General features: G+C 65.4%; 14 protein-coding genes and 6 tRNA genes. 16 read left to right on the top strand and 4 right to left on the bottom strand.

The genetic code is table 11. The features are described from left to right. Nucleotides 1–54: 54 nt before the first annotated feature. Together AC3A4Z_RS00795 and AC3A4Z_RS00790 are read right to left on the bottom strand one after the other, a co-directional pair. On the bottom strand, nucleotides 55–915 hold the full coding sequence (locus AC3A4Z_RS00795; RefSeq protein WP_498709393.1) for a cytochrome: 861 nt from the start codon (nucleotides 913–915) through the stop codon (nucleotides 55–57). A gap of 94 nt (nucleotides 916–1,009) precedes the next feature. Then, a tRNA-Val gene (locus AC3A4Z_RS00790) sits at nucleotides 1,010–1,081 on the bottom strand. A 352-nt stretch (nucleotides 1,082–1,433) separates the two neighbouring features. On the opposite strand from AC3A4Z_RS00790, the gene AC3A4Z_RS00785 reads away from it, so the two are divergent. The 7 genes from AC3A4Z_RS00785 to AC3A4Z_RS00755 all read left to right on the top strand — a co-directional run bounded on the left by AC3A4Z_RS00785 (nucleotide 1,434) and on the right by AC3A4Z_RS00755 (nucleotide 3,788). Next, a tRNA-Gly gene (locus AC3A4Z_RS00785) sits at nucleotides 1,434–1,506 on the top strand. Nucleotides 1,507–1,553: 47 nt separating this feature from the next. After that, nucleotides 1,554–1,624 (top strand) — tRNA-Cys (locus AC3A4Z_RS00780). A gap of 42 nt (nucleotides 1,625–1,666) precedes the next feature. Continuing rightward, a tRNA-Val gene (locus AC3A4Z_RS00775) sits at nucleotides 1,667–1,738 on the top strand. A 54-nt stretch (nucleotides 1,739–1,792) separates the two neighbouring features. Next, nucleotides 1,793–1,865, top strand: a tRNA-Gly gene (locus AC3A4Z_RS00770). A gap of 41 nt (nucleotides 1,866–1,906) precedes the next feature. Then, nucleotides 1,907–1,978, top strand: a tRNA-Val gene (locus tag AC3A4Z_RS00765). A 172-nt stretch (nucleotides 1,979–2,150) separates the two neighbouring features. Continuing rightward, nucleotides 2,151–2,405: an antitoxin gene (locus AC3A4Z_RS00760; RefSeq protein ID WP_050055608.1), complete on the top strand. Its 255-nt coding sequence runs from the start codon at nucleotides 2,151–2,153 to the stop codon at nucleotides 2,403–2,405. A gap of 159 nt (nucleotides 2,406–2,564) precedes the next feature. Continuing rightward, on the top strand, nucleotides 2,565–3,788 hold the full coding sequence (locus AC3A4Z_RS00755; protein ID WP_498709389.1) for a benzoate/H(+) symporter BenE family transporter: 1,224 nt from the start codon (nucleotides 2,565–2,567) through the stop codon (nucleotides 3,786–3,788). On the opposite strand, the gene zapE is transcribed toward AC3A4Z_RS00755, so the two are convergent. Further along, nucleotides 3,785–4,822, bottom strand: coding sequence for a cell division protein ZapE (gene zapE, locus AC3A4Z_RS00750; protein ID WP_493971526.1), 1,038 nt, complete (start codon nucleotides 4,820–4,822; stop codon nucleotides 3,785–3,787). The genes AC3A4Z_RS00755 and zapE overlap by 4 nt on opposite strands. Nucleotides 4,823–5,038: 216 nt before the next feature. On the opposite strand from zapE, the gene AC3A4Z_RS00745 reads away from it, so the two are divergent. From AC3A4Z_RS00745 to AC3A4Z_RS00730, 4 genes are all read left to right on the top strand, one after another. Further along, a complete protein-coding gene (locus AC3A4Z_RS00745; RefSeq protein WP_498709388.1) occupies nucleotides 5,039–5,962 on the top strand; it encodes a sulfurtransferase in 924 nt (307 codons plus the stop codon). A gap of 35 nt (nucleotides 5,963–5,997) precedes the next feature. Then, nucleotides 5,998–6,456, top strand: a complete 459-nt coding sequence (locus tag AC3A4Z_RS00740; protein WP_493971528.1) for a SufE family protein — start codon at nucleotides 5,998–6,000, stop codon at nucleotides 6,454–6,456. A 17-nt stretch (nucleotides 6,457–6,473) separates the two neighbouring features. Continuing rightward, entirely contained in the window at nucleotides 6,474–6,968 is a 495-nt protein-coding gene (gene ybaK, locus AC3A4Z_RS00735) for a Cys-tRNA(Pro) deacylase (protein WP_498709387.1), read from the top strand. Nucleotides 6,969–7,053: 85 nt separating this feature from the next. Then, the gene (locus AC3A4Z_RS00730) at nucleotides 7,054–7,302 is read left to right on the top strand and encodes a hypothetical protein (RefSeq protein WP_498709384.1); all 249 of its coding nucleotides are present in this window, start codon (nucleotides 7,054–7,056) and stop codon (nucleotides 7,300–7,302) included. Between the two features lie 31 nt (nucleotides 7,303–7,333). Here the strand turns inward: AC3A4Z_RS00730 and AC3A4Z_RS00725 are convergent, their stop codons facing one another. Next, nucleotides 7,334–8,635, bottom strand: a complete 1,302-nt coding sequence (locus tag AC3A4Z_RS00725) for an alpha/beta hydrolase family protein (RefSeq protein ID WP_498709382.1) — start codon at nucleotides 8,633–8,635, stop codon at nucleotides 7,334–7,336. A 149-nt stretch (nucleotides 8,636–8,784) separates the two neighbouring features. Between AC3A4Z_RS00725 and AC3A4Z_RS00720 the strand changes: the two genes are divergently transcribed. The 5 genes from AC3A4Z_RS00720 (at nucleotide 8,785) to AC3A4Z_RS00700 (ending at nucleotide 13,248) form a co-directional block, all read left to right on the top strand. After that, on the top strand, nucleotides 8,785–9,276 hold the full coding sequence (locus tag AC3A4Z_RS00720) for a hypothetical protein (protein WP_050055452.1): 492 nt from the start codon (nucleotides 8,785–8,787) through the stop codon (nucleotides 9,274–9,276). A gap of 14 nt (nucleotides 9,277–9,290) precedes the next feature. Beyond that, nucleotides 9,291–9,809, top strand: coding sequence for a peptide-methionine (R)-S-oxide reductase MsrB (gene msrB, locus AC3A4Z_RS00715; protein ID WP_498709381.1), 519 nt, complete (start codon nucleotides 9,291–9,293; stop codon nucleotides 9,807–9,809). A gap of 140 nt (nucleotides 9,810–9,949) precedes the next feature. Beyond that, a complete protein-coding gene (locus AC3A4Z_RS00710; RefSeq protein WP_498709380.1) occupies nucleotides 9,950–11,317 on the top strand; it encodes a DUF6421 family protein in 1,368 nt (455 codons plus the stop codon). Between the two features lie 26 nt (nucleotides 11,318–11,343). After that, entirely contained in the window at nucleotides 11,344–12,123 is a 780-nt protein-coding gene (locus AC3A4Z_RS00705) for an SDR family oxidoreductase (protein WP_498710044.1), read from the top strand. A 27-nt stretch (nucleotides 12,124–12,150) separates the two neighbouring features. Next, entirely contained in the window at nucleotides 12,151–13,248 is a 1,098-nt protein-coding gene (locus AC3A4Z_RS00700; protein ID WP_498710042.1) for a threonine aldolase family protein, read from the top strand. Nucleotides 13,249–13,282: the final 34 nt, after the last annotated feature.

Raw genomic sequence — 13,282 nt, 5'->3', positions numbered from 1 at the left:
ACCAATCCAGTTTAGGCGCAGAGAACTCCGGGGCTGTCCGTGCGCCGGGCATTCCTAGGCGGGCTGTACCTGGGCCAGCGGAGGAGGGGCGATGGGCAGGAGCGCCGTGCCAGCTGAAATGGTGTCCGCGGACAGCTCCCAGACACGCCGCAGGGCGCAGAACTTCCACCAGTGGTGCTTGAGGACGTCGGGGTTGGCTCGGACGGGACGGACCTCGGTCTCGCCAATGGCCACGGCCAGCAGAACCGGGTTTTCGCCGTATTTCCAGGGCTCCCAGGTCCCGGCTTCCGGGTCCACAAGGCTTTCCTCGGCTTTCATGCCGGCCACCAGCTGCATCACTACTTTGTCATCCAGCGGCTTGACCAGGCCGTCGCGGGTGGTGCCCTTGGTTTTGTAGTCGATGAGGCAGATGCGGCCGTTGATCCTGGCCACGAGGTCCAGGGTTCCGGCATACCCCACGGAGTTGTTCCAGACGGTGATCTCGGGGGCGATGGGCTCAACCTGGAAAAGCTCCCACCATTCGTCGAACCGGACGGCGAAGGCTTCTTCGCCGTTGTCTGCCAAGGCCGCGCGCGCCTCCTTCATGCCGTGCGGGCGGCCCAGGGCCCGCAGGGCCACCTGCTCGCAGTAGAAATGCACGCGGTCCCCGCGCTTGGCGGCCTCGTCCCGGTAGGTCTCCGCTGCCTTGGCCGCACGGTTGACCGCCTGCTTGATTTTGGCCGGACTCCCCAGGCAGTCGGCCAGCAGCGGATCCTTGGCCAGGCTGCTGGCGCCCATATATCCGAACCAGCCGTCAAGCCCGTGCGGCTGCTGGCCGATCACTGTGGTGATGGACGGCACCGAGAACTGCTCGGAGGTGGACCGGGCGTACATCCGCCCGTATTCCGTGACGTGGGCAAGAAGTGGAGCTGTCATAAGAAAAACTCTTTCACAAGGGGCTGACAGAATGTCCGCACGCACAAAAAAGGTCCGTTTCCGCTACTGATGAGCGGAAACGGACCATGTGCGGTGGGCGATACTGGGTTCGAACCAGTGACCTCTTCGGTGTGAACGAAGCGCGCTACCACTGCGCCAATCGCCCTGATGCATTTGAATGTTAGCGGACCTTGCGGCCATTTCGGAAATCGGCCGGATCCGGCACCAGATCAGCCACTTCACCGCGCAGCCAAGCCGGCCTACGGGAGAGACCGACCCAGGCGCCGCTCCCCCGCCCCGGGCCCTCCGCAACAGGAACCCGCGCGCACAGCCCAGGTACCGCCGTCGGGAATTACATGCCTGTAACTTGCCAAAAACCGCGCTATCACTGGGAAGCAGCGCCACTGCGTCTTCCCCGCCGGGCGCCGATTTGGAGAATCCCCGAACCTCCTATATTGTTTTTACTCGTTGGAAAGCGAGGAAATGCCGGGAACGGCAGCGAATCAGCCCTCCAAAATGCGGACGTAGCTCAGCTGGTAGAGCACCACCTTGCCAAGGTGGATGTCGCGAGTTCGAATCTCGTCGTCCGCTCGCAGGACACTGTCACGGCAAAGGTTCTTATGAATCTGAGCTAACACGGTGGGTTGGCCGAGAGGCGAGGCAGCGGCCTGCAAAGCCGTATACACGGGTTCGAATCCCGTACCCACCTCGGTGAAAACCATGGTTTTTCGGATTATCTCCGAATGGACATGGGCGATTGGCGCAGCGGTAGCGCGCTTCCCTGACACGGAAGAGGTCACTGGTTCGATCCCAGTATCGCCCACTGGCAAGGCAACTTGCCCGCAGTAACTCCGGTTTACCGGTTCATCCTGCACACGCGGACGTAGCTCAGCTGGTAGAGCACCACCTTGCCAAGGTGGATGTCGCGAGTTCGAATCTCGTCGTCCGCTCTCTTACTTCCCCTAAACCCATCCGCCGGTCTTCCGGTTCCGGGCGATTGGCGCAGCGGTAGCGCGCTTCCCTGACACGGAAGAGGTCACTGGTTCGATCCCAGTATCGCCCACATTCAGCAGCTCTCCGGAGCTGCTTTTTTCATGCCTGCCTGGTGGCCGATGTTCCTGCATCCGCTCCGGGCGAACGCCCAAAGCCCCTGATTTCCTTGGCACGCCTCCCCGGCAGGGCTAGGATCGAAGGCGCAAGGAGCGACCTGGCTCCGCGATTGAAGGGAGGTGCTCGTGGGACTGATTGACGATCTAAAGGGCAAGGCTCAAGGTCTCATCCATGGCAACGAGCAGGCCATCAAGGACGGCCTCACCAAGGCCGGCGATTTCGTCGACACCAAGACCGGGGGCAAGTACTCGGGTCACGTCGACAAAATCCAGAATGGCGCTTCCAAGCTCATTGACAAGAACGGAACCCCAGGCGCGGCACCTGCCGCCGAGCAGGTTCCGCCGGTCAACCCGGTTCCGCCGGTTGACAAGGCTCCGTAAACAGGATTTGGCCAGGGCTTTGCCCTAGTACGTCAACGGGGTGCGGGTCCCGCCGGGAGGCGACACCCGCACCTTTGGCGTTTAAGGACAACCCCATCGCGGGCTGGTCCGCCCCGGCCCGATTGAAGGCTGGTGGAACAGTCCCGATAACCTGCCCGTATGGCGAAGTCCCCCGCATCCCTCAAAGCCCACCGGCGCGGCAGGCAATCCACCCTGGATTCCAGGCCGGTTGTGGCAGGAATTGTCACCGCATTAGTGGGCTTCACCTCGTCTTTCGCCGTGGTCCTGGCCGGGCTGAAGGCAGTCGGGGCCGACCCCGCGCAGGCTGCCTCCGGCCTGTTGGCGCTCACCGTGGTGGTGGGGGTGGGCGTGTTGTGGCTTTCCTGGCGGTCCAAAGTGCCGGTGACCCTCGCGTGGTCCACTCCCGGGGCTGCGTTGCTGGCAACGTCAGGAACGGTCGACGGCGGGTGGCCGGCCGCCGTCGGCGCCTTCCTTGCCGCAGGGATACTGATCGCCATGACCGGCCTGGTCCCCGCCCTGGGGCGGCTGATGGCCAAGATCCCGGCAACACTGGCGCAGGCGATGCTGGCCGGCGTCCTGCTGCAGCTCTGCCTCGCCCCGTTCAAAGCCTTGGGCAGCGTCCCGCTGTTCATAGCCCCTGTCATCGCCTGCTGGCTGCTGATGATGAAGTTCGCGCCCCGCTGGTCGGTGCCGGCAGCGCTGCTGGTGGCCTTGGCAGTGATTGGGGTTTCCCTGGCCACGGGTGGAACATCGCTGGCAGGCACCACGATCTTTCCCACCTTTGACTGGACCACCCCTGAGTTCACTCTTCAGGCCATGGCCGGCATCGCCCTGCCGCTCTTTGTGGTGACCATGGCATCCCAGAACGTTCCGGGGGTGGCTGTGCTCCGGTCGTTCGGCTACCAAACACCGTGGCGTGCATCCATGCTGGTAACGGGGGCGGGAACTGCCCTGGCGGCCCCGTTCGGCGCCCACGCCATCAACCTTGCCGCACTGAGCGCCGCGCTGGCCGCCGGTGAGGAAGCGGGGCCGGACCGGAGCAGGCGGTGGATCGCCGGTTTTACGTCCGGTCTTGCCTACCTTGTACTGGCCGCGTTCTCCACTGCACTGGTTTCCCTTGTGGCCGCCGCACCGGCGGGAGTGCTCGAAGCAGTGGCGGGCTTGGCCCTCCTGGGAACCCTGGCAAGTTCCGTCTCGGCGGCCCTGGCGGACCCGGAGGACAGGATAGCCCCGGCCGTCACTTTCCTGATGGCTGCCTCCGGGCTGGCTTTTGCCGGCGTCGGCTCCGCCTTCTGGGCGCTGGCTGCCGGCCTGGCGGTCCGGGCGGCGCTGAACCCGCGCCGGCCGCCGGCTTCAGGCTAGGACGGTTCGTGGTTCTGGCCTTCACGGGCCAGGGCGGTGAGGCGTGAGACGGCGCGGAAGTACTTCTTCATGTAGCCACCGGTCATCATTTCCTCGGTGAACAGCTGGTCGAAGGGAACACCGCTGGCCAGGATGGGCACATCCTTGTCATAAAGCCGGTCGGCCAGCACCACAAAGCGCAGCGCCACCGCCTGCTCGGTAATGGTTCCCACGTTGCGCCACACCACGCCGTCGATGCCATCGATCAGCTGCCGGTACCGGCTGGGGTGCACACCGGCCAGGTGGGCGATCAGGGTGCTGAACTCGTCCTGGGCCACCGTCTTGCCGTCGAACTCGGCTTTCATGTGCGCGGACAGTTCGCTGTTCTTCAGGGGCGCCGGGGCTGCCGGAAGCCCGCGGTGGCGGAAATCTTCGCCGTCAATCCGGACTACGTCGAACTGGTCGGCGAGGACCTGGATTTCGCGCTGGAAGTCCACCGCGGCGAACCTGCCGTCGCCCAGGGAGCCAGGCAACGTGTTGGACGTGGCCGCGAGCTTCACGCCGGCGTCCGCAAGTTCACGCATCAGCCGCGACATCAGCACGGTATCGCCCGGATCGTCGAGTTCGAATTCGTCGATGCAGACGAGCTTGTAGCCGCTCAGCGCGTCCACGGTTTTGCGGAAGGAGAGGGCCCCCACCAGGTTGGTGTATTCCACGAACGTGCCGAAGGCCTTGGGCCCGGGCGAGGCGTGCCAGAGAGAGGCGAGCAGGTGGGTCTTGCCCACGCCGAAACCACCGTCCAGATAGATGCCGGCGCGGGAAGTGTCCTTCTTCCCGAACAGTTTCTTAAACAGGCCGCCCCCGTCACCGGACCCTACGCCCTCGGCAAAGCTCTGCAGGGCGCGCACGGCATGTGCCTGGCTGGGCTGCTTGGGATCGGGCCTGTAGCTTGCAAAGGACACCTGGCCGAACCGCGGCGAAGGATAGAAACCCTTGAGGAGCTCATCCACCGATACCGACGGGGTTCGGGCGGCAAGCTGTTCGATCTGTACCAAGGTGGTCCGTTCTGCTGGTGGTTGGTCCCCAGAAAGGATACCGGCAATGCACCGCGGCTCCCGGTGGCGCCGGCCACACTTGGCGGATGCGTGATGAAGCCAACATTTCGTCCTGTTAACGGAATACGGACATCACTTGGGGCGCTGGCTAGTGTGGGAGCAGGTCCCAACACCGGTCCCGCGGGTCTCCCGTGTCCTCAATGAAAGGCCAACGTTATGCCATACCCCGTTGAACAGAACGAGAAGTTCGCTGCCTACGCCCACCCGGAGCGCCTCGTCTCCACTGAGTGGCTCGCCGCCGCCGTGGAAAACGGTGCAGTGGAAAGCGGCCAGCTGGTGGTAGTGGAGTCCGACGAGGACGTACTCCTCTACGAAACGGGGCACATCCCCGGTGCCGTGAAGATTGACTGGCACACCGACCTGAACGACGAAGTGACCCGCGACTACGTGGACGGGGCCGCCTTCGCGGAACTGGCGGCGTCGAAGGGCATCTCCCGCGACAGCACCGTGGTGATCTACGGTGACAAGTCCAACTGGTGGGCTGCCTACGCCCTGTGGGTCTTCACCCTCTTCGGCCACCGCGATGTGCGGCTGCTCGACGGCGGCCGGGACAAGTGGATTGCCGAGGGCAGGGAACTGACCACGGACAAGCCCGCACCGGCCAGGGGCAACTACCCTGTGGTGGAACGAGATGACGCTCCGATCCGCGCCTTCAAGGAAGACGTCCTGGCCCACCTGGGCAAGCCCCTGATCGACGTCCGCTCCCCCGAGGAATACACCGGCCAGCGCACCCACATGCCGGCCTACCCCGAAGAAGGCGCGCTGCGCGGCGGCCACATTCCCACGGCTGCCTCCATTCCGTGGGCCCGCGCTGCCGCAGCGGACGGAACATTCCGCAGCCGCGAGGAACTCGACGCCCTCTACCTGGGCGAGGCCGGCCTGACCGAAGGAGACGACGTTGTGGCTTACTGCCGCATCGGCGAGCGTTCCAGCCACACCTGGTTCGCCCTCAAGTACCTCCTGGGCTTCGAAACCGTCCGCAACTACGACGGTTCCTGGACCGAGTGGGGCAACGCCGTACGCGTTCCCATCGTCAAGGGCGCCGAGCGCGGGTCCTTTCCGGTCGCGGTCGGAGCCTGACCCGGCCCCTTTGGATCCCGCGTAAACTTGGAATGATGACTACTCAAGCACTGCCCACCGCCCTTGCGGCCATTGTGGACGACTTCCAGGCCCTGACGGAGCCCGAGCGGCTGCAACTGCTGCTCGAGTTCTCGCAGGGCCTGCCGGAACTGCCCGACCGGCTCAAGGACCATCCCGAGCTGCTCGAACAGGTCGTGGAATGCCAGTCTCCGCTGTTCCTGACCATCGAGACGGAAAAGGGCGAGGGCCCTGCCGGTACGGTACGGCTCTTTTTCAAGGCCCCGGCAGAGGCTCCCACCACCCGCGGGTTTGCCGGCGTCCTGCACGAAGGCCTGGACGGGCTGTCTGCCGAAGAGATCCTCGCCGTGCCGGATGACATGCCGGAACTGCTGGGCCTGACGCGCGCCATCACGCCGCTGCGCATGCGCGGGATGACGGCGATGCTGGGACGGATCAAGCGCAAGGTTGCCGCTTCCACGGCTGTGCGCTCCTAGCCGTCCGCCCGTACCCGATGGGACGCAAAAACGCATCACAGGGAACTCCGGCCACCGCCGTACTGGCGGCCGCCGGGGTTCCCTTTGTGCTGCATCCCTACGATCACGATCCCGCCGCCGCCAGCTACGGCGCCGAAGCTGCCCAGGCGCTGGGGATCGAACCTGCAAAGGTCTTCAAAACCCTGATGGTGGAGGTGGAAGGCAGGCTGGCGGTGGGCATCGTGCCGGTCAGCGGCACACTCGACCTCAAAGCATTCGCAGCGGCCATGGGTGCCAAGAAGGCGGCGATGGCTGACCCCGCCGCCGCCCAGCGGCGCACCGGGTACGTACTCGGCGGCATCTCCCCGCTCGGCCAGCGGCTTCCCTCCCCCACAGTCCTGGACCGCAGCGCCCTGGCGCTGGAGACGCTGCTGGTTTCGGGCGGAAAACGCGGCCTGGACATCGAACTCGCTCCTGCTGACCTGATCCGCCTCACCAAAGCCGTGACGGCACCCATCAGCTCGCTGTCGTAGGAGTTTGAGAACCAAATCACGGGGCCATCTTCATGCTGCGGGCCTATAATCGTTGCACCGCTGAATTGCTGCAGGAGCAGTGACGGTGGGAAAGGTCACGGTCGCCGTGGTCACAAATCCATTCAGGCATGCTGCGCATGATACCCACGAGGGTACAAAAAGCCACGCTCACAAATCCTGGCTGCAGCGCGAGGATGCCGGCATCAGCCATGGCAGGAGCAGCCTTTTCTTCATCGCCCACGAAGAGCCGCCACCGCCGTCGGTGACGTGCCTTCAAGGGCATGAAGTCCTGCCGGGAGAAAACACCTGCAGCCAGGGCCACCCGATCGGCTGACGCTCGTCGGACTAAGCACCGCCAGCGACTTCTAGGCCCGGTCTTCGTCCACTGCAGCGTCCCGTTCCTGCCGGGCTGCACCCGGATTCAGACGCGGGGCCAGCTGTTTCCGCAGCCACGCCTTGACCACGCGCTCCCAGCGCTCCGGGTCAACGTTCCATTCCTTGGTGTGCCGGGCATGGTTGAAAGCCTCGAAGGTGACCATTTCCGGATTACGTTCAGCCAAAAGCGCGGACGGGCCGTAAGGCACGTACTCGTCGTCCACGCTGTGGATGATCAACGTGGGAGTGCGCAGTTCAACCGCCCGCGACACCCAGTCCATCGCCTTGAGGTCCACCGGTGCGGACAGCCCTGTGAGCCGCCGTCCCAGCGGGTGCCCCAGCATGAGTTGCCCGTAACGCCCCACCAGTGACGGAATCTTGTTCAGCTGGGCGTGGTGGGCCAGTACGGTCACCCAGTCAATGACCGGTGCATCCAGCACCATGGCCCGGATCAGGTTCCGGTAGCGGGACAGATCCGCAGTCTGCAGGCAGATGGCGCCGCCCATGGACCAGCCGAACAGCACAATCTCCTCGGCCCCGTTCGCCAGGGCATACTCGATGGCGGCTTCGATATCGCGCCACTCGGTTGACCCGAGGCCGTAGCGTCCGTCATCCGCCGACGGCGCCAGCCCGTCGTTGCGGTAGGAGACCACCAGGGTCGACAGCCCCAGCTCGAGGGCAGGCCCGACGGCGCGCAGGGCTTCCTGCCGCGTGGCGCCCCGGCCGTGGACCATGACAGCCCAGGTCCGTGCCGTTCCGCCGGCGCGGACCAGCCAGGCGGGCGCCTGGCCCCGGTCCACCTCGATCATGACGTCTTCGGCAGGGATTCCGACGGCGGCCGGGTCCGGATACAGAGCCCCGCTCCACCAGCCCCAGCGGGCCTTGCCCAGGTCCCCTGCGTACACCGCTTCGACCTCGCGGGACACCGTGCGCTCAGCAGGAGAGTAGGAGACGATGCGGCCAATGCGGGCGTGCCCCTTGCCGCCGTCGAAAAAAAGCCCGTAGGTCCCGTCAACGGTGGTGTCCTCGTTGGCTGCCATGATCACCTGCTGCCCGTTGCCATCCCGGATCACGGCCAGCACTTCCTGGTTCGCGGCCCGCTGGCGTGCGGGGGTGATCACCCGGCGGGCAAAGTAGACGGCGAGCGCCGAGGATCCCGTGGCCAGCAGCCCCGCGAGCGCGCCTCCGCCGATAGCCCCGCCGATGGCCCATTTGGTCCGCAGCGACAGGCCGGTGCCGGAATCCTTCGGACTCAGGAGGGGTGCGGGGCTGCTGCGCTGGAAAAGTGCCATGGAACTATTCTTACCGCCCCTGCGCCGGCAGGCCGTATTTGCCGCCAGGGGCGCACGGGCCCGGCACGTCGTTAAGCCCGGCACATCCCTGAACGCGTCACGCCCCTGAACCAGTGCGGCCGCACCTTGCGCGGGACTAGGCTAAGGTCATGAGTGATCCCATCGTCATCCTGACTGAAGAACCCCTGGGCGCGGACGACCGCCTGAACATCGAGCGTCTTGTGGACGGAGGAGACACCCGGCTGCTGGTCCTGGTTCCGGCGAACACCGAACGCCATCTGCTGGTGGACTTCCTCGAGAACCTCTCGATGCTGGACATCGCCAAGGCCTTCCGCGAACTGACATCCCACACGCCGGATCCAGCCACCGAACGGGCCCAGGCGGCGGAGACCCTCGCGGTGTCGCTGGCAGCGCTGGCGGGGCTCGGCGCCGGCGTCACGGGAGAAATAGTCGACGGCGGCGCGGTGCAGGGCCTGGTAGCCAAAGTCAAGGAAAGCGGTGCTTCCCAGGCCGTGGTGATCACCCGGCCGCACGCCGTTGCAGATACGTTCCACACCGACTGGGCGAACAAGGCCCAGGACCAACTGGGCCTGCCCGTCCTGCACCTGTACGCAGGTTCGGGATTTATCGGCGACTCCTGAGCGTTGACAAGGCTATGAGCATCTTCGGAAACAACATCCTGGGAAAAAACATCTTCGGAAACAAGGACACAGGTCCGGCTCCCGAGTCCCCTGCCGCCGAGCCCGGCGTCCAGAAGACCGACGCCGAGTGGAGGCAGGAGCTCACGCCGGAGGAATACCATGTACTCCGCCAGGCGGGCACGGAGCGTCCCTTCACCGGTGAGTACTGGGACACCCATACTGCCGGCGTCTACCAGTGCCGGGCGTGCGGGGCGGATCTGTTCACCAGCAATGAGAAATTTGATTCCCATTGCGGGTGGCCCTCCTTCTTCGCACCGCTGGCAGAAGGCACCGTCCGCTACATCCATGACCGCACCCTTGGCATGGAGCGCGTGGAGGTGCGCTGCGCCACCTGTGATTCCCACCTCGGGCACGTGTTCGACGGCGAGGGCTACCCCACCCCCACTGATCAGCGGTACTGCATCAATTCCGTTTCCCTGAAGCTCGTCCCGCGCGAAGAACCGCAGGCCGGCGCGCCCGTGACGGAAGCCTGAGATCAGGAAAGGCTGGACCTTTTTGCAGTCCTGGGGCCAGAAGGAAAAGCTTTTCTTACGGTAGGCCGCTTTTCTGATTAGTCCTGCTGGTTGCTTGCTACGCTCGCCATAGATAGCAAGCAACCAGAAAGGCGCCGACGATGACCGAAACACTGATCACCGCTCCCACCGGGATTTCCGCAGAAAACCAGGACTGGGCCAGGCTCAAGGCCGCCGCCACGGCCCTCCAGGCGCTCCAGGTGAAGGACGGCTCCATTCCCGACCCGGCCAACCATGCCGAAGCATCCCTGCACGTGGGGAACATCGTTGACGCGGTGCGCGCCCTGGCCCCCGCCTTCCCGCACGACGCTGCCTATCTGGATGCGGTCTGCGCCGATTTTGGCACCTGGGAAGCCAAAGGCTTCACGGTCCCCGACTTCCTGTCCTCGCTGCTGGCCTTCCAGCCGCAGGAACAGCGCCAGGACGGTCTCCAGCACCTCGTGGTCTTCCCCATGTACACGCAGAACGGGAGCAGCAACAGGCTGATTGAGGCCGTCCTGATCGAAGTGATCTGGCCGGAGTTCATCGCCGGACTCGAAGCCGCGGAGTACTCGAACAAACTGTTCGTCCCCATCCGCTTCCTGGACTTCACCGCCGGTTACAACACCAACTCCGCAGTACTGTTCCCGGAAACCGTCGCCGTCAGCGAAACCCCCACGTTCACCTGGGGCGCCATCTTCGCCGACCGGGAAGCCGCCCGGTTCCGCCGCGTGCTCAAGGCCGCCGCCGAAACCACCCGCCTGGAACTGCCCGAAGGAGCGGCGGAACTCCTCGCCGACCAGGACCTGACGGAGGCCACCTTTGTGATGTGGGACCTCATCCACGACCGGACCCACATGCGCGGCGACCTTCCCTTCGATCCCTTTATGATCAAGCAGCGGATGCCGTACTTCCTGTACTCACTCGAGGAACTGCGCTGCGACCTGACCGCCTTCCGCGAATCAGTGCGGATCGAAAAAGACGACGACGCCGATCCGGACGCGCGCCGCCACGCCAAGCTCGTGCAGTACGCCATCATCTTCGACCGGATTTTCCGCTTTGCGATCACTGGCAGCCGCGTCCGTAACTACGACGGCCTCGGCGGCCAACTGCTCTTCGCCTGGCTGCACCAGCAGCACGTCCTGCACTGGACCGACACCCGGCTCACCATCGACTGGGACGAGGTGGCCGATGCCGTCATCGCCCTGGGAGCCAGCATCGATGAGCTGTACTGGCGTTCCATCGACCGGCCCAAGACCGCCCACTGGCTCGCCGCATACGAGCTTATTTCCGCTACCGTTACCCCTAACCCGGCATCAGCCTGGGCCAAGGGTCCTGAAGCGCTGGCACTCGCCGGGCCGCCCCGCGGGCTGACCGACCAGGTGCTGGACGACGAGTTCCCGCTGTCCATGTTCTACGAAGCATTGGAGAAGAAGATGCGCCCCGTGATCGAATCCACCGCCGGAATCACCGGAGCCTCCGCGCTGTGACGGAGGGACCGGCAACAGCTGAATCCCTGCCGGAAGCGCCTTCCACGGAGGCCGCACAGCTGAACATCCTGGTGACCGGCGGCAGCGGGGCATCGGGCATCGCCGTTGCACGCGCGCTGCACCAGGCAGGCCACCGCGTGTTTACGGTCGGTTCGGACCAGAAAAGGATCGAGGCGGCAGCGCAGGAGGCGGGCGACGGCGTCACCGGGCTTGTGTGCGACCTCGGGGCTTTGGCGGACGTTCGGCAGTTGCGGACTGATGTGGGCGCAACCGGCGGAGACGGCAAGACCAACACCATTGATGCCGTGATCCACCTGGTGGGCGGCTGGCGCGGAGCCAAAGGCATCCCGGACCAGACCGATGAGGACTGGGACTTCCTGGAACGGGGCGCCATCACCACGCTCCGGAATGTGACGCGGGTGTTCTACGACGATATTGCCGCCTCGCCCCGTGGCCGCTTCGCCATGGTCTCCTCCACCGCGGTGGAAAAACCGGCAGCGGCTTCCGCCAGCTATGTCGCCGCCAAAGCCGCTGCCGAGGCCTGGACCATGGCCGTGGCCGACGGCTTCCGCCGGGCGGCCGGCAACAACCCCGGAGCGGACTCCGGCACCGGACCGGCCGCCGTCGTCCTCGTGGTCAAAGCCCTGGTGGACGACGCGATGCGCCGCAGCCAGCCCGAACGCAGCTTCCCCGGCGCCACGGACGTGGAAGACCTCGCCCGGGCCGTCGTCGGGCTCTTCGAAGCCCCCGCTGACCAGCTGAACGGCACCCGCCTCCGGTTGGCCGACCAGCGCGCCCGCGACTGAACTTAGACTGAAAGCGTGACCAAAGCCATGACCACAACAGCAGAAACTGCCGCCGGGATCCGGCTGCACGATCCCAACGTCCGCGGGTTCGCCTCGGACAACTATTCGGGCGTCCATCCTGAGGTCCTCGCAGCGCTGGCCGCGGCGAATGACGGCCACCAGGTTTCGTACGGCGAAGACGAGTACACCGCCAGGCTGCAGGAAGTGCTGGAAGGCCACTTTGGCGCCGGCATCGAGAGCTTCCCGGTCTTCAACGGCACGGGCGCCAATGTCCTGTCCCTGCAGTCGCTGCTTCCCCGCTGGGGCGCGGTGATTTGCGCCTCCACCGCCCACATCAACATGGACGAAAACGGCGCACCGGAACGCATCGGCGGCATCAAGCTGCTGCACGTCCCCACCCCGGACGGCAAGCTCACGCCTGAACTGATCGACCGGGAGGCCTGGGGCTGGGGCGACGAACACCGCGCCCAGCCGCTCGCCGTCTCCATCACCCAGACCACTGAACTGGGCACCTGCTATACGCCCGAAGAAGTCCGGGCCATCGCCGATCACGCGCATGCCAAGGGCATGAAGCTGCACATGGACGGTGCCCGGCTGGCGAACGCGGCGGCCCACCTTCAGGTCCCCCTGCGGGCGTTCACGCGCGACGCCGGCGTGGACATCCTTTCCTTCGGCGGCACCAAGAACGGGCTGCTGTTCGGTGAAGTAGTGGTGGCCCTGAACCCGGAGGCGGCGCACGGGCTGGTGTACCTGCGCAAGATGAACATGCAGCTGGCGTCCAAGATGCGGTTTATGTCGGCCCAGTTCATTGCCCTCCTGGAGGGGGACCTCTGGCTGCGCTCCGCCTCGCATGCCAACGCGATGGCAGCCAGGCTGCGCGCCGCCGTCGACACCATTGACGGCGTGCAGCCCACGCAAAAAACCGAGTCGAACGGCGTCTTTGCCATCCTTCCCGAGGGTGTGGCGGACCGGCTGCGGCAGTCCTTCCGTTTCTACGACTGGGACGAGGCCGCCCGGGAGGTGCGCTGGATGTGTTCGTTCGATACCACCGAGGAGGATATCGATGCCTTTGCCGATGCCATCAGGCGCGAGCTTCGCGCTTACCGAAGCGGGACGGCGAGCTAGTAGCGCGGCGACGGCGAGCCTTCCCGCCGTCCCC

The organism is Arthrobacter sp. Soil_C_49 (genome assembly GCF_057656635.1).
The sequence above is the reverse complement of the archived record's forward strand: the minus strand, read 5'-3'. Positions and strand labels throughout refer to the sequence as shown.